The 18,006-nt window shown below is 63.3% G+C and carries 16 protein-coding genes; 6 read left to right on the top strand and 10 right to left on the bottom strand.

All coding sequences use genetic code 11. The annotated features are described in order from the left end of the window. The first annotated feature begins 40 nt into the window (after positions 1-40). Complete coding sequence (locus AC0L2Y_RS13855; RefSeq protein WP_473556912.1) at positions 41-1,468, top strand: sodium:proton antiporter; 1,428 nt, start codon at positions 41-43, stop codon at positions 1,466-1,468. On the opposite strand, the gene AC0L2Y_RS13850 is transcribed toward AC0L2Y_RS13855, so the two are convergent. The 8 genes from AC0L2Y_RS13850 to gcvA all read right to left on the bottom strand — a co-directional run bounded on the left by AC0L2Y_RS13850 (position 1,469) and on the right by gcvA (position 10,373). Then, entirely contained in the window at positions 1,469-2,188 is a 720-nt protein-coding gene (locus tag AC0L2Y_RS13850; protein WP_473556910.1) for an ABC transporter ATP-binding protein, read from the bottom strand. Further along, a complete protein-coding gene (locus AC0L2Y_RS13845; protein WP_473556908.1) occupies positions 2,181-2,909 on the bottom strand; it encodes an ABC transporter ATP-binding protein in 729 nt (242 codons plus the stop codon). The genes AC0L2Y_RS13850 and AC0L2Y_RS13845 overlap by 8 nt, the downstream gene beginning before the upstream one ends. Further along, the gene (locus tag AC0L2Y_RS13840; RefSeq protein ID WP_473556905.1) at positions 2,906-3,868 is read right to left on the bottom strand and encodes a branched-chain amino acid ABC transporter permease; all 963 of its coding nucleotides are present in this window, start codon (positions 3,866-3,868) and stop codon (positions 2,906-2,908) included. Before AC0L2Y_RS13840 ends, AC0L2Y_RS13845 begins: the two co-directional genes overlap by 4 nt. Then, a complete protein-coding gene (locus tag AC0L2Y_RS13835) occupies positions 3,865-4,746 on the bottom strand; it encodes a branched-chain amino acid ABC transporter permease (protein ID WP_473556904.1) in 882 nt (293 codons plus the stop codon). The genes AC0L2Y_RS13840 and AC0L2Y_RS13835 overlap by 4 nt, the downstream gene beginning before the upstream one ends. A gap of 86 nt (positions 4,747-4,832) precedes the next feature. Further along, positions 4,833-6,137, bottom strand: coding sequence for an ABC transporter substrate-binding protein (locus AC0L2Y_RS13830; protein WP_473556901.1), 1,305 nt, complete (start codon positions 6,135-6,137; stop codon positions 4,833-4,835). A 163-nt stretch (positions 6,138-6,300) separates the two neighbouring features. Next, complete coding sequence (locus AC0L2Y_RS13825; protein WP_473556899.1) at positions 6,301-7,728, bottom strand: hypothetical protein; 1,428 nt, start codon at positions 7,726-7,728, stop codon at positions 6,301-6,303. 171 nt (positions 7,729-7,899) lie between these two features. Next, positions 7,900-9,204 carry a nicotinate phosphoribosyltransferase gene (pncB, locus tag AC0L2Y_RS13820; RefSeq protein WP_473556898.1) on the bottom strand — a complete coding sequence of 435 codons (1,305 nt, stop codon included), beginning with the start codon at positions 9,202-9,204 and terminating at the stop codon, positions 7,900-7,902. A gap of 194 nt (positions 9,205-9,398) precedes the next feature. After that, the gene (gcvA, locus tag AC0L2Y_RS13815; RefSeq protein WP_473556895.1) at positions 9,399-10,373 is read right to left on the bottom strand and encodes a transcriptional regulator GcvA; all 975 of its coding nucleotides are present in this window, start codon (positions 10,371-10,373) and stop codon (positions 9,399-9,401) included. A gap of 183 nt (positions 10,374-10,556) precedes the next feature. Here gcvA and speB point away from each other — a divergent pair, with 183 nt between their 5' ends. From speB to AC0L2Y_RS13795, 4 genes are all read left to right on the top strand, one after another. After that, on the top strand, positions 10,557-11,615 hold the full coding sequence (gene speB / locus AC0L2Y_RS13810) for an agmatinase (protein WP_473556893.1): 1,059 nt from the start codon (positions 10,557-10,559) through the stop codon (positions 11,613-11,615). Positions 11,616-11,753: 138 nt separating this feature from the next. After that, complete coding sequence (locus AC0L2Y_RS13805; protein ID WP_473556890.1) at positions 11,754-12,563, top strand: transporter substrate-binding domain-containing protein; 810 nt, start codon at positions 11,754-11,756, stop codon at positions 12,561-12,563. A gap of 6 nt (positions 12,564-12,569) precedes the next feature. Then, entirely contained in the window at positions 12,570-13,238 is a 669-nt protein-coding gene (locus AC0L2Y_RS13800; RefSeq protein ID WP_473556889.1) for an amino acid ABC transporter permease, read from the top strand. Continuing rightward, a complete protein-coding gene (locus AC0L2Y_RS13795; protein ID WP_292662377.1) occupies positions 13,235-13,882 on the top strand; it encodes an amino acid ABC transporter permease in 648 nt (215 codons plus the stop codon). The genes AC0L2Y_RS13800 and AC0L2Y_RS13795 overlap by 4 nt, the downstream gene beginning before the upstream one ends. A 316-nt stretch (positions 13,883-14,198) precedes the next feature. Here the strand turns inward: AC0L2Y_RS13795 and AC0L2Y_RS13790 are convergent, their stop codons facing one another. Then, positions 14,199-15,260: an alkene reductase gene (locus AC0L2Y_RS13790; protein WP_473556886.1), complete on the bottom strand. Its 1,062-nt coding sequence runs from the start codon at positions 15,258-15,260 to the stop codon at positions 14,199-14,201. 27 nt (positions 15,261-15,287) lie between these two features. Between AC0L2Y_RS13790 and AC0L2Y_RS13785 the strand changes: the two genes are divergently transcribed. After that, the gene (locus AC0L2Y_RS13785) at positions 15,288-16,277 is read left to right on the top strand and encodes a LysR family transcriptional regulator (RefSeq protein ID WP_352711633.1); all 990 of its coding nucleotides are present in this window, start codon (positions 15,288-15,290) and stop codon (positions 16,275-16,277) included. Between the two features lie 223 nt (positions 16,278-16,500). On the opposite strand, the gene AC0L2Y_RS13780 is transcribed toward AC0L2Y_RS13785, so the two are convergent. Further along, positions 16,501-17,904: an MATE family efflux transporter gene (locus AC0L2Y_RS13780; protein ID WP_473556883.1), complete on the bottom strand. Its 1,404-nt coding sequence runs from the start codon at positions 17,902-17,904 to the stop codon at positions 16,501-16,503. Positions 17,905-18,006 lie beyond the last annotated feature (102 nt).

The following is an 18,006-nucleotide window of genomic DNA, read 5'->3' as shown; positions in this document are numbered from 1 at the left end:
ACGCCCAGCCGAACTACCTGACAGACTTTTGAGGGGCTTCATGCGGTTTGCGGCGTGGACGGCAAGTGCTGCACTTATTGCCGCAATCCTTTCTCCGGGAGCGGTTCTTGCGGCCGAAGCGCACGAATTGCCGGGCGCCGCCATGTCGCTGTGGTGGGTGCTGCCGTTTGCCGGGCTGTTGCTTTGCATCGCGACCGGGCCGTTGCTCTTCCAACATGCGTGGGAGCACCATTACGGCAAGATCGCTGCCTTCTGGGCAGCGTTGGTGATCGGGCCACTGGCCATCGCCTTCGGCATCCCGTCGGCCACGCAGGCGGTGCTGCATGCGCTGCTCACCGAATACATGTCGTTCATCATCCTGCTGTTTGCTCTGTTCACCATTTCGGGCGGCATCTTCGTTGCCGGCAACATACACGGCACGCCGCTGGTCAATGCCGGGCTGTTGCTGGGCGGGGCTGTGCTTGCCTCGATCATTGGCACAACCGGCGCCTCGATGATCCTGATCCGGCCGCTTATCCGCGCCAACGACAACCGGCGCTTCAACGCCCATGTCGTCATCTTCTTCATCTTCCTGGTGTCCAACATCGGCGGGTCGCTGACGCCGCTCGGCGATCCGCCGCTGTTCGTCGGCTTCCTTCGCGGCGTCGATTTCTTCTGGACGACAGTTCACGTGTTGCCCGAGACGCTGTTCGTCGCCGGCGTGCTGCTGGTGGTTTTCCTGGCGATCGACATCGTCATGCATCACCGGGAGGAAGGCGCGCCGAAGATCAAGGATCCGACGCCCGACAGCAAGGTGCGCATTCGCGGCCTGGCCAACATCCCGCTGCTGGCCGGGGTAATTGCCGCGATCCTGATTTCCGCTGCCTGGAAGCCGGGAGTGAGCTTCTCTTTCCAGGGCGTCAGCCTCGAGCTGCAGAACCTGGTGCGCGACGCAGCCATACTGATACTGGCCTTCACTTCGCTTGTCGTCTCGCCGAAGGAGTTTCGCGGCGCAAACGCCTTCAGCTGGGGGCCGATTGCCGAGGTGGCGAAGCTGTTCGCCAGCATCTTCATCTGCATCGTGCCGGTCGTCGCCATATTGCGGGCCGGCCTCGACGGCGCGCTGGCGCCGTTAGTGCTGCTGGTCAGTTCGCCGACCGGCGCGCCCGACAACCTTGCCTATTTCTGGCTGACCGGGGCGCTGTCGTCCTTCCTCGACAATGCGCCGACCTATCTGGTGTTCTTCGAGCTGGCTGGCGGCGATGCGCAGCATCTGATGACCGAACTCGCCTCGACGCTGGCAGCGATCTCGGCAGGCGCGGTGTTCATGGGCGCCAACACCTATGTCGGCAATGCGCCGAATTTCATGGTCTATGCCATTGCCCGGCATCGCGGCATCAAGATGCCGAGCTTCTTTGGCTATATGGCATGGTCGGGTGCCGTGCTGATCCCGACATTCCTGCTTGCCGGTTTGCTGTTCTTTGCCTGATCATCCGACGCCAACATAGCGACGGACCGCCGAGGGATCGGCACGCAGTTCCTCGACATCAACCGTCTCGCGGTTGCGGCCGTTTTCGATGAAGCAAACGCGGTCTGCGACCGACAGCACGGCATCGACGCGCTGCTCGACAAGAATTGTCGACACGCCGAGCGCTCGCAGTTTCGAAACGGTTTCGCGAATCTTGGCGATCATCGACGGCATCAGCCCTTCGGTCGGCTCGTCGAGCAGGAGCACCTGCGGTTCCAGACACAAGGCGCGCGCCATGGCCAGCATCTGCTGCTCGCCGCCGGACAGCGTGCCGGAACGCTGCCTGAGGCGCTGGCGCAGCAGCGGGAAAAGATCGAGCACGTTTTCGCGCGTCGCCTTGCCCTTGTTGCGGGCCATCAGGCCGATCTCGATGTTTTCCGCCACCGTCATCTCGGCGAACAGCCGCCGGCCCTGCGGCACGTAGGCGACGCCGGCCTTGGGCACCTCATGCGCCGGCAGGCCTGTCAACTCCCGCCCTTCGAGCTTGATCGAGCCGGCGCTTGCCGGCACCAGGCCCATGATCGCCTTCAGCGTCGTCGTCTTGCCGGCGCCGTTGCGGCCGAACAGGCAGAGCACCTCGCCCTCGTTCAACACGAGATCGAGGCCATAGAGCACCTGGACCTCGCCATAGAAGCAGTCGAGCCCGGAGATCGTCAGTGCCTTGGACTGGGCCTCAGCCATGGGTCGTCCCCAGATAGGCGTCCTGCACCGCGGCATTGGCGCGGATCTGCTCGGGTGTGCCTTCAGCTAAAATCCTGCCGGCGTTGAAGACGGTGATGCGGTCGGCGAGCTGCATGACCACCGGCATGTTGTGCTCGATCAAAAGCACGGTGGCGCTATCGGCGATCTCGCGCACCAGCTCGATGAAATTGTCGATCTCGCTGTCGGCCAGCCCTTGCGTCGGTTCGTCGAGGATCAGCAGCCGCGGCTTCAGTGCCAGCCCCATCGCCACTTCCAGCAACCGCTGGTGACCGTAGGACAATTGCCCGGCCGGCATTTGCGCCCGGTCGGCAAGGCCGGTGCGCTCGAGCGCCGCCATGACGCCGATGTGGACCGCGCCCTTCGAGCGGCCGTCGGTCAGCGTGCGCTGCACCGGCAGGGCAACATTGTCGTAGGCGCTGAGATTGGCAAAGACGCTGGTGATCTGGAACGTGTAGGCGATGCCAAGGCGAACCCTGGCGTAGGCCGGCAGGCTGGTGATGTCGGCGCCATCGAAAACGATCGTGCCCGACGAGGGCTGGATGCGGCCGCTGACCAGGCTGACGAAGGTGGTTTTGCCGGCACCGTTGGGGCCGATGACGGCACGGATCTCGCCCGGCATCAGCGCGAAGTCGACGCCGTCGACGGCACGCAAGCCGCCGAAACTGCGCGACAAGCCTTTGGTGGTCAAAAGTGGCATCATGGCAGCCAACCCAGCCAGCGCTGGCGGATGCTGCCGAGAATGCCTTTCGGGAAGAAAAGCACCAGCAGGATCAGCGCAATGCCGACGATCAGCAGATAGGCCGAGGTGTAGCCGCTGGCGACGTCGATGACGTAATACATGAAAAGCGTGCCGATCAGCGGACCGAGCGTGGTGGCGGCACCGCCCAGCAGGACCCAGAGCAGCGGCAGGATGGAATATTGCACCGAGGCGAAGCTCGAGCCGACATAGCCGAACAGCAGCGCATAGGCGGCGCCGGACGCCGCGCAGATGCTGCCGGAGATGACGACGGCGGCAAGCTTGTTGGAAAATGTATCGTAGCCAAGCATCTTGGTCCGCTCCTCGTTCTCGCGGATGGCGACCAGCACGCGGCCGTAGCCTGAGCGGACCACGGCGAGGATTATGAGCAGCACGATCGAGAACAGTGCCAGCGCGCTCATATAACGCACGGTCGGGTTGGTGAGGTCGAATGCCGTGCTGCCCAGGACAAGGACCCGCATCGCCTGCGGTACGACCATGCCCTGGTCGCCACCGGTCCAGGCAGCGAGATAGAGGATGACGAGATAGAATACCTGCGCGAACATCATGGTGACGATCATAAAGGCGACGCCGGAGGTGCGCAGCGCCAGCAGCCCGATCACCAGCGCGAGCAGCGCGCCGCAGGCAAGCCCGGCTGCGAAGGCGGCCGGCACGCTCCAGCCGAGATGGATGACGGCAAGCCCGGCGCCATAGAGCCCGGCTGAAAAGAACATGGCATGGCCGAGGCTGAGCAGCCCGACATAGCCGAACAGCAGATTATAGCCCATGGCGAAGACCGCCAGCACCATGATGCGGGCGAGCAGGCCGTGATGGTATTCCGGCAGGATGAAGCTAAGCCCGAAAAGCAGGGCGATGACGCCGAGATGCAGCGCATATGGCTTTGCCGGCGAAGCATCCTTCATCGCGACGTCGTCCCGAACAGGCCCTGCGGCCGGAACACCAGCACCATGGCGACGAGCAAGGTGGCGATGATCTTGGCCAGCGTCGGTGAGAAGAACACCGAGATGATGCCGTCGGAAAGGCCGATCAGCACCGCGGCGACGACCGTGCCGCGCAACGAACCAAGGCCGCCGATGATGACGACGATGAACGAGAGCAGCAGCGGGTCCTGCCCCATCAGATAATGCGCCTGGCTGATCGGCACGATCAGCACCGCGGCCACAGCCGCCAGCATGGCGCCGAGCGCGAAGACGCCGGCATAGACTCTGGTCACCGGAATGCCGAAGGCCTGCGCCGTCTCGCTGTCATACTGCGTGGCGCGCATGACGAGGCCGATTTTGGTGCGCGTCAGCACCAGCCAGGTCGCGACCAGAAGCAGCGCGGATGCGGCGATGACCGACAACTTGTAGCCGGAATAACCGAACCACGGCAGGAGGATGCGGTAGCTGAACGGCGGCTCCACCGGCCGCGCCTCCGGGCCGTAGAAGGTCAGCGCCAATTGCTGGATGATGTAGAGCATGCCGATGGTGGCGACGATGGTGGCTTCCGGATTGTAGTTGAGCCGGCGCAGCACCAGCCGTTCGGCGACCAGCGCGATCAGGCCGACGATCAGCGGCGCCAGCACCAGGGCGGCCAGGAAGCCGAGCGCCGGATGGCCGGATATCGCCGTAGAGATCGCCCAGGCAAGCACCGCGCCCAGCATGAAGAACTCGCCATGCGCGACATTGACGACGCGCATGACGCCGAACACCAGCGACAGGCCAAGCGCCGTCAGCGCCAGCACGGCGGAGGTGACGAGACCTTCGAGGGCGGCGAGGAGCAGGTGGGGTCCGAAGTGCATCGGCTAAGTACCGGCGGATGCGCGAAGCACCCCCCTCTGGCCAGAGGGGGGTGTCTTGGCGCTCACGCTTGCTGCAGCTGCCAAGCTCACAGCGCCTGCGTGGTGTAATCCCCTTCCGGCTCGTAGAGGCCGTCCTCGATCTTGGTCTTGTGGACGACATTCAGCCGGCCGCCTTCGACCTTGGAGATGTTCTGGATACCAAAACACTGGTGGATCTTGCCGTTGAAGGTTTTCGGTCCCTGCGGATGCTCGGGCCCCTCGGCGAACTCGGTCAACGCCTCGGTCGCCTCGACCAGCTTGGCGCGGTCTTCCGGGCCCTTGTAGCCGGCATCCTCCATCGCCTTCTTGACGACGTAGAGCGTTTCCCAGCAGCCGAACATGTGCGCCGCGGTGGAGACGTCCTTGGGATCGCCGACGGCGGCACCATTGTCGTCGATGCCGACGGCGGCGCGGTAGGCCTTCTGTGCGGGGGAGTCATCGGGCTGCGCATAGCGCGGCGAACCTTCCCAGAAATGGCTGCCGTCGAGGAATTCGAGGCCGGGGCTGTTGATGTCGGTGGCTTCGAGCGAATCGATGAAGCCGAACAGCTGCGGCCGATTGGAGCCGTAGAACTCGCCGAGCTCCTTGACGAAGGTGAGCACCGCCGGGCCGACCATGACGTGGTAGATCACCTCGGTCTCCGCGGGGATCTGCGGGAAATATTTGGTGAAGGAGGATTCCGTCGGCGGAATAGCGATCTGGGCGATAACCTCGGCGCCTTGCGCCTTCAGCGCCGGCGGCAGGTAGTCGCGATGGTCATAGCCGAAGGCGAAATCGGGGAATATCTGCGTCACCTTCTTGCCGGCGTTGGCGGCAATCCACGGCGCCATCGACTGGATCTGGCTCTTCACATCGGTGATACCGGGCTGGAAGACGTAGCGGTTCAACTTGGTCGACGCGACGTGGTGGCCTTCGCTAACGACGAAATAGGGCATCTTGGCCTCGCCGGCGGCCGGCGCCGAGCCGATGACAACATGCGAAAACAGCGTGCCGTAGACGATGTCGGTCTTGTGCTGGGAGGCGAACTTGCCGACGATTTCGGCGCCCCGGCCGGGATCGGTGCCGTCGTCCTCGATGATCACCTCGACCGGCCGGCCGTTGATGCCGCCGGCATCGTTGATCGCCTTGACTGCAGCCGCCGTGGTCTTCTCGTACCAGCGGCCATAGGCGGCGCCGATACCGGTACGATGGCACTGGAAGCCGATCTTGATCGGCGCCGAGCTTTGCGCCTGACTATAGCGCACGAACCCAGGCGCGACGGCGAGGCCGGCGCCCGCGGCCAGCCCCTTGAGCGCCGTGCGGCGGGTGAGAGCGGATCTGGAGAGATCGAAAAACCCATTCTTGTCAGTCACGGCAGTTCCCCTTGTTTTTGAGCTTTGACCAATGGCTGTAGCGAGGCGGGCCACTCTTGTTAAGAGGGCCGAAAATTGCATGTGTACAAACTAAATCACCAAAGCTGTGACGTGGCAAGCGAGCTTTCCCCAAGGCTCGATCGACGGCCATCGCGCACCTCGTTCATCCGGCGCTCGGCGTCGCAAGCAGCCACAGGCCGAGGACGGTATAGGCGATCATCAGCACGGTGAGCGGGAACTGGCTGAGCGTGGCGCGAGCCGGAACGGGATGCAGCCGCCAGGCCAAGCCATGGGCGACAAGCACAGCAAGCATGTGGCCGGCTATGATGACGCCGGCCTGGAGGTTCCACAGCCACCACGCCGAACCGGCGCCGGCGACGACGCCGGCTTCAATTGACATGTCGGCGGTACCGAACAGGTTCCAGCCCAGCGCAAACGGGTCGGAGAGAACGGCAATCGCATATTGGCCGTCGACCAGCAGCGCCGTCAGATAATGCGCGAAGTGGTAGGCGAGCGCGATCGGCACAATCGACCAGACCAAAAGCCCGGCGGCGTGACCGAGCGAATGCTTGCTGCCGGCAAGGTGCTGGCCAAGAAAGACAGCAAGCGCGAACACGGCCGCAAGCACGGCAAAGCTCAGCACAAGGCCGAAACTGCCGATGCCGATCAAAGCGGTGCGTCCAGGAAACTCCAGCGGATTGATGCCGAACCCGCCTAGCCAGAAGAAGGTTTTCGACAGGCCGTCGAAGGACACAGACGACAGCGCAAGCAGCAGGAAAGCGACGCCGCTGAGCGGTAGCGGCGCGGCACCAAGTAGCTTGGCGCCCGGCAAGCAGAGTTTGAGCCGGCCGTCTGCACTACGCTCGACGATGGCGAAGCGCGCGGCCATCGAAAAGAACACAGTCAGGAACTCACCGCGCAGGCTCCAGTCGCGATAGCCGAAGACCTGCATGGCGGCGAAGCTCAGCAGCCAGTAGAGGCCGGCGGCCCAGGCCAGCCGCGCCGGGTCGTCGGGCGCAGGGTCGATCAGCTCGAACCAGGCGAAGGCGAAGAACAGCACGAAAGCCGGCCAATAGCCGAGCCACCGGGGGAGCAGATACGGCTGCGTTCCGCCGGACAGGCGCGAGGCGACGCGGCACGGCCCGTACCAGGGGTTGAGCCACGACCAGAGATCGCCGGCGAGCCCCTGCAACAGAGCCAGGCCAACCCAGAGCAATGTCCATATGGTCAACGGCAGCGGGTTGGAAAGCGGGTCGCGGCTGCCGAACAGGCCGGCGGCAATCAGAATTGCAAAGCCGGCAAAGGATAGCAGGCTGACGGCAGTCCGCGCCCCGTCGCCGAAGGTGAAAAGCGGCAGGCGTTTGCGCCAGAAGCGGTCGAGGGAGTCCGGCGGGAGTAGAGCCAGGATCAGGAAGCTGGCGGCAACGGCGAGCGCGCCGCCGGCGACGTAGTAGCCGGTGGGGAGGAGCAGAACGTGGCCGCGGTCGGAGGCGTGGGCGAAGGCGGGGGTGGATGGGAATGCCAGGGAAGCGACGAGGGCCAACCGGTGACAATGGCGCTCTACGGCGCCCCCCTCTGTCCTGCCGGACATCTCCCCCTCAAGGGGGGAGATTGGGTTTCGCCTACGCTTTCGCCAGTCTCCAATGCTGTAAAATAAGGCGACGGGGCTGGAGCTGCCGATCTCCCCCCTAGAGGGGGAGATGTCCGGTAGGACAGAGGGGGGCGCGACGGAACTCGGCCTATCCAAGAAGCCCTCCGCCCCTCACACTTTCACCAGCTGCTCCACGCGGTCCTTCTGGCCGAAGATGCGCAGATAGCGCTCGATCTCGTTCTCGTCGCCTGTCGACTTGGCCGGATTGTCGGAAAGCTTGACCGCCGGCCTGCCGTTGGCTTCGGTGACCTTGCAGACCAGCGAGATGGCGTCTAGCCGGTTGGTCTCGGTCGGCGCGCAGCCCTCGAAATCGTTGGTCAGGTTGGTGCCCCAGCCGAAGGACATGCGCACCTTGCCGCGGAAGTGGCGGTAGGTTTCCTCGATGGTCTCGACCTCAAGCCCGTCGGAAAAGATGAGCAGCTTCTGCTTGGGGTCCTTGCCCTTTTCGCGCCACCAGGAAATGATCTTCTCGCCGCCCTCGATCGGCGGCGCGCTGTCGGGGCGGAAGCCGGTCCAGTCGGCGACCCAGTCCGGCGCATCGCGCAGGAAAGCCGCGGTGCCGAAGGTGTCCGGCAGTACGATCAGCAAATTGCCGCCGTAGTAGCGCTGCCAGTCCTGCAGCACGTTGTAGGGCGACTGTTTCAATTCCTTTTCCGAATTGGTGAGCGCGGCGAACACCATCGGCAGTTCATGCGCATTGGTGCCGAGCGCCTCGAGATCGTTGTCCATGGCGAGCAGCACATTGGAAGTGCCGGTGAAGGCCTCGCCGATGCCTTCCTTCAACGCTTCGACGCACCAGCGCTGCCACAGGAACGAATGACGGCGGCGGGTGCCGAAATCCGAGATGCGGATGCCGGGCAGCGCCTTCAGCCGCTCGGTCTTGGCCCACATCTTGGCCTTGGCGCGGGCATAGAGCACGTCGAGCGCGAACGGCCCGAACGCCCGCATGGCCGCGCGCGAGCGCAGTTCGTTGATAATTGCCAGCGCCGGGATCTCCCACAGCGTCGTGTACATCCACGGACCGCTGAAGGCGAGTTCGTATTGGCCGTCGCGCTTGGAAAGCTCGTATTCGGGCAGCCGGAAATTTTCCAGCCAGGCGAGGAATTCCGGTTCGAAGATCTGCTTGCGGCCATAGAAGGTGTTGCCGCCGAGCCAGATCATCTCTTTCTTCGAGAAACGCAAGGTACGGGCATGGTCGAGCTGCTCGCGCAGCTCCGTCTCATCGATCTCCTCGGCAAGGCGGACTGACGTGGTGCGGTTGATCAGCGAGAAGGTGGCGTCGACCTTGGGATACATGCCCCAGATCATCTGCAGCATCAGAAGCTTGTAGAAATCGGTGTCGAGCAAGCTGCGGACGATCGGGTCGAGCTTCCAGGTGTGGTTGTAGACGCGCCGCGCTATATCGGTCTTTGCCATCTCTCAATGCCGCCTTCGCTGCTCGCTCTAGCTTTTTGTCTAGCGCAATTCCGGACGGAAAACCGCTGCGCACTTTTCCCGGAATTGCTCCAAATGCCTCTTAGCATCGAATTTTTGAAAGCGCCTCCCGCTTTGCGGACTGGCCCGACAAAAAGAAGCCCCTGCGGCAAGCGGCGCCCACGGCAGTTTCGACCTCAGGATGCGGTCTTGGCGCCGACCACCTTGAGCGCCGGACGCTTGCGACGAGTGCCGATGCGGCCCGCCACCGGCGCATCGGCGCGGCGGTCGGCCTGCTCTTTCTCGGCAAACAGCCAGTCGATGAACAATTGCACGATCGGCGCCGACCGCATCTCATTGCGGCAGACGACGTAGAAATCGTCGACCGCCGGCACGGAAAGGCTGAATGGCGCGACAAGCAGGCCCCTGGCGAGCAGTCCGCTTGCGGTCACCGTGTCGCCCAGTGCCACGCCATGGCCGTGGACCGCGGCCTCGGTCGCCATGCGCGCGTCGCCAAGATGGTGGCGGCGGCCGCGCTCCAGGTCTAGCGCGTCGGCGGCAGCCAGCCAGGTGTGCCATTCGCGGCCGTCGTCGCCATGCAGGAAGACGTGATCGGCGAGGTCGCGGACGGTGCGGATCGGGCGGTTGTTGATCAGCGTCGGGCTGACCACCGGGAAAAGTTCGAGACCCGACCATTTGCGCATCCAGCAATCGGTCCAGCTGCCGTCACCATAGTGCACGCAGACATCGATATGCGGTGCGCGGACGTCCTTGGCATCATTGGATGGGATCAGCGTCAGCCGGATATCCGGATATTGCGAAGTGAAGCTGCCCAGCCGCGGGATCATCCACAGCAACAGCAGCGCCGGCACGCAGGATACCGACAGTGCGCCGGTGCTGGCCGGCCGTGTCATGCGCTGGGTGGCGGCGGCAATGCCGTCGAAGGCGGTCGACACCGCCGGCAGCAATTCGGCGCCGTGCGGCGTCAGCTTCACCCGCTGGCCGGAACGCTCGAACAGCTTGATGCCCAACGATTGTTCGAGCGCCTTGATCTGATGACTGATGGCGCCATGGGTGACGTTGAGCTCAGCCGCCGCCTTGCTCAGCGAGGCGTGGCGCGCCGTCGCCTCGAAGGCGCGCAGCGGGTTGAGCGGTGGCAAACGCTTGGCCATTTGGAACCTGAACTCTGTGAGATTTTCTCACAACAAACACCTTAACAATATCAATTGATTTTTCAATGCAGCTACAGGACACTTTGCCCAGGCATTGCATCAAGACGTGAAAGCTGCAGGCAGCCGACGGCTGCGGCTATCGAGGCCGCCGTCCGCGCGCTTCACCAGCCATGGAGGACCGACATGGGTTACGACCGCGGCAAGCTCGAAGCGTTGCGCCGCAAATACGGCGAGAGCCACGGCGGCGAAATGTTCGACCCGAAATTCCAGCGTGTCGCCGACAAGATCTTCTCCAAGAGCGGCACGCGGCTGGCGCCCTATTCCGGCATTCCGACCTTCCTCGCGGCGCCCTATCGTGAAATCGCCCCCGACAATCCGGATTTCGGCGATCTTCAGGTGGCGATGATCGGTGTGCCGATGGATCTGGGCGTCACCAACCGGCCGGGCGCCCGTTTCGGGCCAAGGGCGCTGCGCGCCATCGAGCGCATCGGCCCCTACAATCATGTGCTGGAATGCGCGCCGACGCATGAGCTGAAGGTCGCCGACATCGGCGACGTGCCATTCCAGAGCCGCTACCGGCTGGAGACCAGCCATGACGACATCGAACGCCGCACCAACCAGATCGTCGACGCCGGCGTGCTGCCCTTATCTGTCGGCGGCGACCATTCGATCAGCCACCCGATCCTCAAGGCTGTCGGCAAGAAGGCGCCGGTGGGCATGATCCATATCGACGCTCATTGCGACACCAGCGGCCTGTTCGACATGACCAAGTTCCACCATGGCGGGCCGTTCCGTAACGCAGTGCTGGACGGCGTGCTCGACCCGAGCCGCACTATCCAGATCGGCATTCGCGGCTCGGCCGAGTACCTTTGGGAGTTCACCTATGAGTCCGGCATGACCGTGGTGCATGCCGAAGAGGTGACCGGCCTCGGCATCCCCGCCATTATCGAGAAGGCGCGCAGGATAGTCGGCGACGGCCCGACCTATGTCTCCTTCGACATCGACAGCGTCGACCCGGCCTTCGCGCCGGGCACCGGCACACCGGAAGTCGGCGGGCTGACGACGCGCGAAGTGCTCGAGCTGCTGCGCGGCCTGAAGGGCCTCAACATCGTCGGCGGCGACGTCGTCGAGGTGGCACCACAATACGACGCAACCACCAACACGGCGCATGCCGGCGCGCAGGTGCTGTTCGAGATCCTCAGCCTGATGGTCTTCAGCCCGGCAATCACTAAGGCGGGCTGACGCGTTCGACCATGATCCCGAAAGTGGGAACCGGTTTTCGGAGAGAAGATCATGGTCCACTAGAGAATCCAAAGGCGACCGCCGCGCTGGAGCCGGCGGTTGCACTCAAACAAACAAGCTTCCAGCAGGGGAATAAAAATGACACTTCACATGAAACTTCAATCAACCATCGCCGCCGTGCTGATGCTCGGTGCGACTGGCCTTGGTTTCACCACCCAGGCCGCCAATGCCGACGCGATCGACGACATCGCCAAGGCCGGCGCCATCAATGTCGGCATCTTTTCCGACTTCCCGCCTTTCTCCTCGGCCAGCGCCGATATGAGCATCAAGGGCTACGACATCGATGTCGCGCAATCCATCGCCGACCAGCTCAAGGTCAAGCTCAATCTGGTCAGCGTGACCGGCCAGAATCGCATTCCGTATCTTACCGACAAGCGCGTCGACCTGCTGATGAGCGTCGGCTATTCCAAGGAGCGTGAGCAGGTGATCGATTTCGCCGCCGCCTACGCGCCCTATTACATCGCCGTCATCGGCCCGGCAGCACTTGCGGTCAAAGGCAAGGAAGACCTTGCCGACAAGTCGATCGCCGTCAATCGCGGAACGCTGGAGGACACCTCGCTGACCGAGGCGGCACCGGCCTCGGCCGACATCCGCCGCTTCGACAACTACAATTCCGTCATCCAGGCCTTCATTTCGGGCCAGACCCAGCTGATGGTGGTCGGCAACGATGTCGGCGCCCAGGTGCTCGCCCGCCAGGAGGCGCTGAAGCCGGAGCAGAAATTCCAGCTTCTCACCTCGCCCTCGCATATCGGCCTCAACAAGAAGGAAGACCGCCTCAAGCAAGCGATCAATGATGCGGTTGCCAAGATGCTAGCCGACGGCAAACTCGACGAAAGCTCGAAGGCCTGGCTGAAGACACCGCTCGATCCCGCCAATCTCAAGGATTGATCGCCGGTGACCTATAGCCTCGACTTCGGCTGGCTTGCCGGGGCGACAGGGGCGATCGCGCACGGCGCGGCCACGACGATCCTGTTGATCGCCGTGACCACGCTGGCGGGAACGTTGCTCAGCATCCTCGGCGCCGCCGGGCGGCGGAACGGCCCGCTGCTGCTCAAGCGGGCGATCGGCGTCTATGTCGAGGTAATCCGCAACACGCCGTTCCTGGTGCAGCTGTTCTTCATCTTCTTCGGGCTGCCCAGCATCGGCGTCAGGCTCGATCCGGTGCTGGCAGCCATGCTGGCGATGACGCTCAACATGGCCGCTTATACGATCGAGATCGTCGGCGCCGGGCTCGACGCGGTGCCGCCCGGGCAGACGGAAGCGGCACTGGCGCTTGGCCTCAGGCCGCGTCAGGTCTTCATCAAGATCGTGCTGCCGCAGGCGCTCAAGGTGATCTATCCGGCGCTGACCAGCCAGATCGTCATCATGATGCTGGAATCCGCCGTGGTCTCGCAGATCGCGGTGCGCGAGCTGACCTATGAAGCCGACATGCTGCAGGCGCGCACGTTCCGGGCTTTCGAGACCTATTTCGTGGTGACGATGGTCTATCTCATCCTGTCGATTGGGCTGCGCCGGCTGCTGGTCGGCGGCGGGCGCCGGCTTCTCGGAGCCGGCGTGTCATGATCGAATTCACCTTCTGGGATATTCTGCGCAACCTGCTGCTGGCGGCGCGCTGGACGGTGCTCTTGTCGTTGGCCGCCTTTGTCGGCGGGGCCGTGGTCGGCATGATCGTGCTGTTCTTCCGGATCGCCAAGAATAAATGGGCGCGGCGGCTTGCCTCCGGCTACATCGCGCTTTTCCAGGGCACGCCGCTGCTGATGCAGCTGTTCCTGATGTTCTTCGGCCTGCCGATGCTGGGCCTGCGCATCGAGCCGTGGACCGCGGCGGTGCTTGGCCTGACCTTCTTTGCCAGCGCCTATCTCGCCGAGATCTGGCGCGGCGGCGTCGACGCACTGCCGCGCGGCCAGTGGGACGCCGGTGCCAGCCTCGGCCTGCACTATCTGCAGGAACTCCGGCTGATCATCCTGCCGCAGGCGTTTTCGATCACCCGCGCGCCGACCGTCGGCTTTCTGGTGCAGTTGATCAAGTCGACCGCGCTGACCTCGATCATCGGTTTCGAGGAGCTGGTGAGGACATCCAACGCGATCAACAATGCGACCTTCGAACCGTTCAAAGTCTACGGGCTGGTAGCGCTGATCTTCTTCGTCATGTGCTTTCCGCTGACGCAATACGCACGTTCGCTCGAACAGCGGGCGGCTGCCCGCTGAGGGGGCGCATGTTGTTTGGGTCATTTGACGACGTTAGCCTTCGTCAATTTTTGACCCCGAGCAGGCTCTCCCAGGTGAAGGCGCGCATGACTGCTTTGTGCCTCTGGCCGAGAAGTTTGGTAATCTGTCGGCTGTCGATCCCATTCGAAGACGCGCTGCTCCTGGCAGAACGAACTGAAATGTGACGCTGGAGCGGTCATCCGCGGCGAACAGATGACCGCTTCACTCGACGGTCTTACTGTGTCGCAAGATCGGACTTTGATGGGAAGCTGCCCAGCCGCTTTCAGTGCTGAGACCAATTTAAGCGGACCTCCTCTCAAGGTATCGGCGAGAGCCTCGGATAGTCAGTGTAACCCTCAGGGCCTTCGCCGTAGAACGTGTCCTTGTTCGGTGTGTTCAGAGGCAGGCCCTGCCAAAGACGCTCGGCGAGATCGGGAGTAGCTATGTAGTCTCGACCAAATGCCAGGGCGTCAGCAATGCCGGTGTCGATAAACCGCTCCCCGTCTTCCTTCGTCATAAGCTCGTTGGCGATGACCGGGCCGCCGAACCGTCGCTTGATCTCACCGAGCAGGCTGTCTTCGGCCTCGATCTCGCGGACGAAGATGAAGGCAATCTTCCGCTTGGCAAGTTCGTCGGCAACATAGCCGAAGATCGCCTTGGGATTGCTGTCTCCCATATCATGCTCCTCGCCCCGAGGTCGGAGATGCACGCCGACACGATCAGCACCCCACACCTCTATCACTGTATCCACGATCTCGAGGAGGAACCTGGCGCGGTTCTCGACCGAGCCGCCATAGCGATCGGTGCGCTTGTTGGTCTTGTCCTGCAGGAACTGGTCAACGAGATAGCCATTGGCGGCGTGCAACTCGATCCCATCAAAACCAGCCGCCTTCGCACGCTCGGCGCCCTGTCGAAAGTCATCGACGATGCCGGGGATTTCCTCTGTTTCCAAAGCACGTGGAACAGGATGCGGCCGCTTGGGTCGTAATGCCGAGACGTGACCAGCCGCGGCGATTGCGCTCGGTGCCACCGGAAGCCTGTCTTCGAGGAGTTCGGGGTCGGATATGCGGCCAACATGCCAGAGCTGCAGGAGTATGCGGCCACCGGCTTCGTGAACCTCCCGGGTGACGTGCCGCCAGCCTTCGACCTGGGCATTGTTCCAAATACCGGGCGTCCCCCAGTAACCGACGCCTTGTGGGGACACCGAGGTCGCTTCGCTCAGGATCACGCCCGCGCCGGCCCGTTGCCGATAGTATTCTGCCATCATGGCATTCGGCACGCGATCGACGCCAGCGCGCTTGCGGGTGAGTGGGGCCATGATGATGCGGTTCGGCAGCTCAATCGCACCAATCCTCAACGGGTCGAACAAACGGGACATCTGCAACTCCTTGGACAGAGAGCACATATGGCCGCGCAGCGTTTCGGAGACAATTGCGCTGCAGGTCGTCAGATCGTAGATTTGAGGTTGTCAATTGAGGCGCGTCAGATGGCTCCCACGAACACCTTTGCTGGCGTTGAAGTCTTCATCAGCGTGGTGAAATCCGGATCGTTCACTGCGGCGGCTGCTCGGTTCGGCATCACCAAGTCAGCGGTCGCTAAATCGGTGACACAACTGGAAAGTCGGCTTGGCGTCAAGCTGCTGCATCGGACCACACGTCGACTGTCGTTAACACCCGAGGGCGCGGCGTACCTCGAGCAAGCCGAGGCCGCCCTTGATCAGCTACGGTCAGCGGAGGAGGTTGCGCGCTCGAGGGCAAGCACGGTGCGGGGTGTGCTGCGTGTGGACTTACCGGCGGCATTTGGCCGTCGGATCGCCATGCCGATCCTGCTGGACATCCTCACGGCACACCCGGATCTGCGCTTGGCCGCCAGCTTTTCGGATCGGATCATCGATCCTGTTGAGGAAGGGGTAGACCTGTGCCTTCGGTTCGGTGAGCTACCGGATCGAACCGACATTGCTGCCCGGCCGCTCGGATCACAACGCCTTCTCCTTTGTGCGGCGCCCAGTTATTTGGAAGCGTCTGGCACGCCGGTGAGCCAGAGTGACCTTCACCACCATGCCTGTATTCTAGGAAGCCGGCCTGGCCGACCAGTTTCCTGGCGCTTTCTCGATGAGGAAGGTCGTGTCCAGTCTTTTGACCCGCCGGCAACTCACCAAGCAAGCGACGGCGAGGTGGTCATCGAAATGGCCGTTGCCGGTTTCGGCCTATGTCAAATGCCGCAGTCACTTGTCCAGGCTTACATCGATCGGCGTGAACTGGCCGTAGTGCTGCCAGATCAATACCAGGTGCAATCGCCACTGAACGCGGTCTGGCCAACCACCCGTACCATGCTCCCGAGGGTCCGTCTGGTGGTCGACGAACTCGTTCGACGGGCCGATGCGGGAACGCTGTAAGAGCCAACACCGCCGCCGATTAAGAACGGCGGCTTATCGCAATCCCGGCCGAAACCCGCCAGGCCGCTCACGTCCCCTAGTGAGACGTCCATTGCCTCGGTGTTAGTCTAAGCTCCGCTCATGGCACATATCGGACGTTTCGTGAGCCGGTCTGGAGATGCCGGTTAATCTGCCACAATGGCAGGACACGACGACCACCAGACGAACCGGCAGCCGCTTTGCCTCAACGCTCGAATACCAGCGGCGGCGCGATCCTGTCCCGCCGCAGCCAGCGCCCCAGCAAGAGCGCCGCCACCACCGCCAGTCCCGACGACAGGCCGATCCAGATACCGACGCCATTGAAGCCGAACCGGAAGGCCAGCAGCACGCCGAGCGGCAACCCGATGCCCCAATAGCCGATCGCGGCATAGATCATCGGCACCTTGGTGTCGTGCAGGCCGCGCAGCATGCCGCTGGCGACCGCCTGCGCGCCGTCAAAAACCTGGAACAGCGCGGCAAAAGCGAGGAACGACACGGCAAGCGCCACCACCTCGGCATTAGCCGGATTGCCCAGGTCGATGAAGGCGCCGATCAGGAGATGCGGCCACAGGATCATCACCAGCCCCATCAGCGCCATGAAGGAGACACCGACGACATAGGCGGTCCAGCCAGCCCGGCTGACACCTTCCGGATTGCCGGCGCCGTGGGCAAGTCCGACGCGCACCGTCACCGCCTGGTTGAGGCCGAGCGGCACCATGAAGGTGATCGAGGCGATCTGGATGGCGATCGCATGGGCGGCAAGCGAAGCCGCATCGATCAGGCCCATGAGAAAGGCCGCCGCGTTGAAGATCGTCACCTCGAAGGCCAGCAGGCCCGCGATCGGCAGGCCGAGCTGCAGCAGGCCCTTGAAGCGCGGCCAGTCGGCCCGCCAGAAGCGTCCGAACAGACGATAGCGCCGGAATTTCTTCTCAAGCATCACCACCGCCGCCATGCCGGCGAACATCAATGTGCTGGACAGTGTGGTGGCAAGGCCGGAGCCGGCAATGCCCATCGATTGGATGCCGAGATTGCCGAACATGAACAGCCAGTTGAAGAAGGCGTTGCAGGCGACGGCAACGAAGACGATGATCAGCGCCCAGCCCGGCCGCTCCAGCGCCGAAATGAACGAGCGCAGGACGATGTAGCCGAAAAAGGGCAGCACCGCCCATTCGAGCCAGCGCAGATAGACGCCGGCCTGGTGCGCCAGCGCCGGCTCCTGACCCATGGCCAGCAACACGCTCTCGCCGTGCCAGAGAAAGACCCAGATCGGAATGCAGATGAGGATCGACAGCCACAGGCCCTGGCGCACGGTGCGGCGCAGGTCGCGCACCGAGTGGCGGCGACGGCCGAGCTCGGTCGCCATCATCGGCGAGGTCGCCAGCATCAGACCGAGCCCGAAGATCAGCGGCATGAAATAGAGGTTGGCACCAAGCGCACCGCTGGCCAGCGTGTCCGGCCCCAGCCGCCCCATCATCATGACGTCGGTAGCGGTCATCGCGGTCTGGCCGAGATTGGTCAGCACCATCGGCCAGGCGAGCGCCAGCATCGCCCTGATTTCCCGACGCCAAAGGTTTTCCGGCGCGCGAGCGTCGGCTTCGATCGCAGACATTCTAGTTTTCCGCCTATCCGATTGCGGCACGTCGGCAAGAGCCGGAAGCCGCGTCTCAGCGCGGCAAATGGCCAAGATCGGCCGGATTCCGCATTAAGAGGG

Source organism: Mesorhizobium sp. WSM4830, from assembly GCF_055811495.1.
The sequence above is the reverse complement of the archived record's forward strand: the minus strand, read 5'-3'. Positions and strand labels throughout refer to the sequence as shown.

What these genes read in the sequence shown, in the direction of transcription:
- AC0L2Y_RS13840 (WP_473556905.1), bottom strand. Translation starts at nt 3,868, where the DNA reads ATGAAGGATGCTTCGCCGGCAAAGCCATATGCGCTGCATCTCGGCGTC.
- gcvA (WP_473556895.1), bottom strand. Translation starts at nt 10,373, where the DNA reads ATGGCCAAGCGTTTGCCACCGCTCAACCCGCTGCGCGCCTTCGAGGCG.
- AC0L2Y_RS13855 (WP_473556912.1), top strand. Translation starts at nt 41, where the DNA reads ATGCGGTTTGCGGCGTGGACGGCAAGTGCTGCACTTATTGCCGCAATC.
- AC0L2Y_RS13850 (WP_473556910.1), bottom strand. Translation starts at nt 2,188, where the DNA reads ATGGCTGAGGCCCAGTCCAAGGCACTGACGATCTCCGGGCTCGACTGC.
- AC0L2Y_RS13835 (WP_473556904.1), bottom strand. Translation starts at nt 4,746, where the DNA reads ATGCACTTCGGACCCCACCTGCTCCTCGCCGCCCTCGAAGGTCTCGTC.
- AC0L2Y_RS13795 (WP_292662377.1), top strand. Translation starts at nt 13,235, where the DNA reads ATGATCGAATTCACCTTCTGGGATATTCTGCGCAACCTGCTGCTGGCG.
- AC0L2Y_RS13845 (WP_473556908.1), bottom strand. Translation starts at nt 2,909, where the DNA reads ATGATGCCACTTTTGACCACCAAAGGCTTGTCGCGCAGTTTCGGCGGC.
- speB (WP_473556893.1), top strand. Translation starts at nt 10,557, where the DNA reads ATGGGTTACGACCGCGGCAAGCTCGAAGCGTTGCGCCGCAAATACGGC.
- AC0L2Y_RS13805 (WP_473556890.1), top strand. Translation starts at nt 11,754, where the DNA reads ATGACACTTCACATGAAACTTCAATCAACCATCGCCGCCGTGCTGATG.
- AC0L2Y_RS13785 (WP_352711633.1), top strand. Translation starts at nt 15,288, where the DNA reads ATGGCCGCGCAGCGTTTCGGAGACAATTGCGCTGCAGGTCGTCAGATC.
- AC0L2Y_RS13780 (WP_473556883.1), bottom strand. Translation starts at nt 17,904, where the DNA reads ATGTCTGCGATCGAAGCCGACGCTCGCGCGCCGGAAAACCTTTGGCGT.
- pncB (WP_473556898.1), bottom strand. Translation starts at nt 9,204, where the DNA reads ATGGCAAAGACCGATATAGCGCGGCGCGTCTACAACCACACCTGGAAG.
- AC0L2Y_RS13790 (WP_473556886.1), bottom strand. Translation starts at nt 15,260, where the DNA reads ATGTCCCGTTTGTTCGACCCGTTGAGGATTGGTGCGATTGAGCTGCCG.
- AC0L2Y_RS13825 (WP_473556899.1), bottom strand. Translation starts at nt 7,728, where the DNA reads ATGTCCGGCAGGACAGAGGGGGGCGCCGTAGAGCGCCATTGTCACCGG.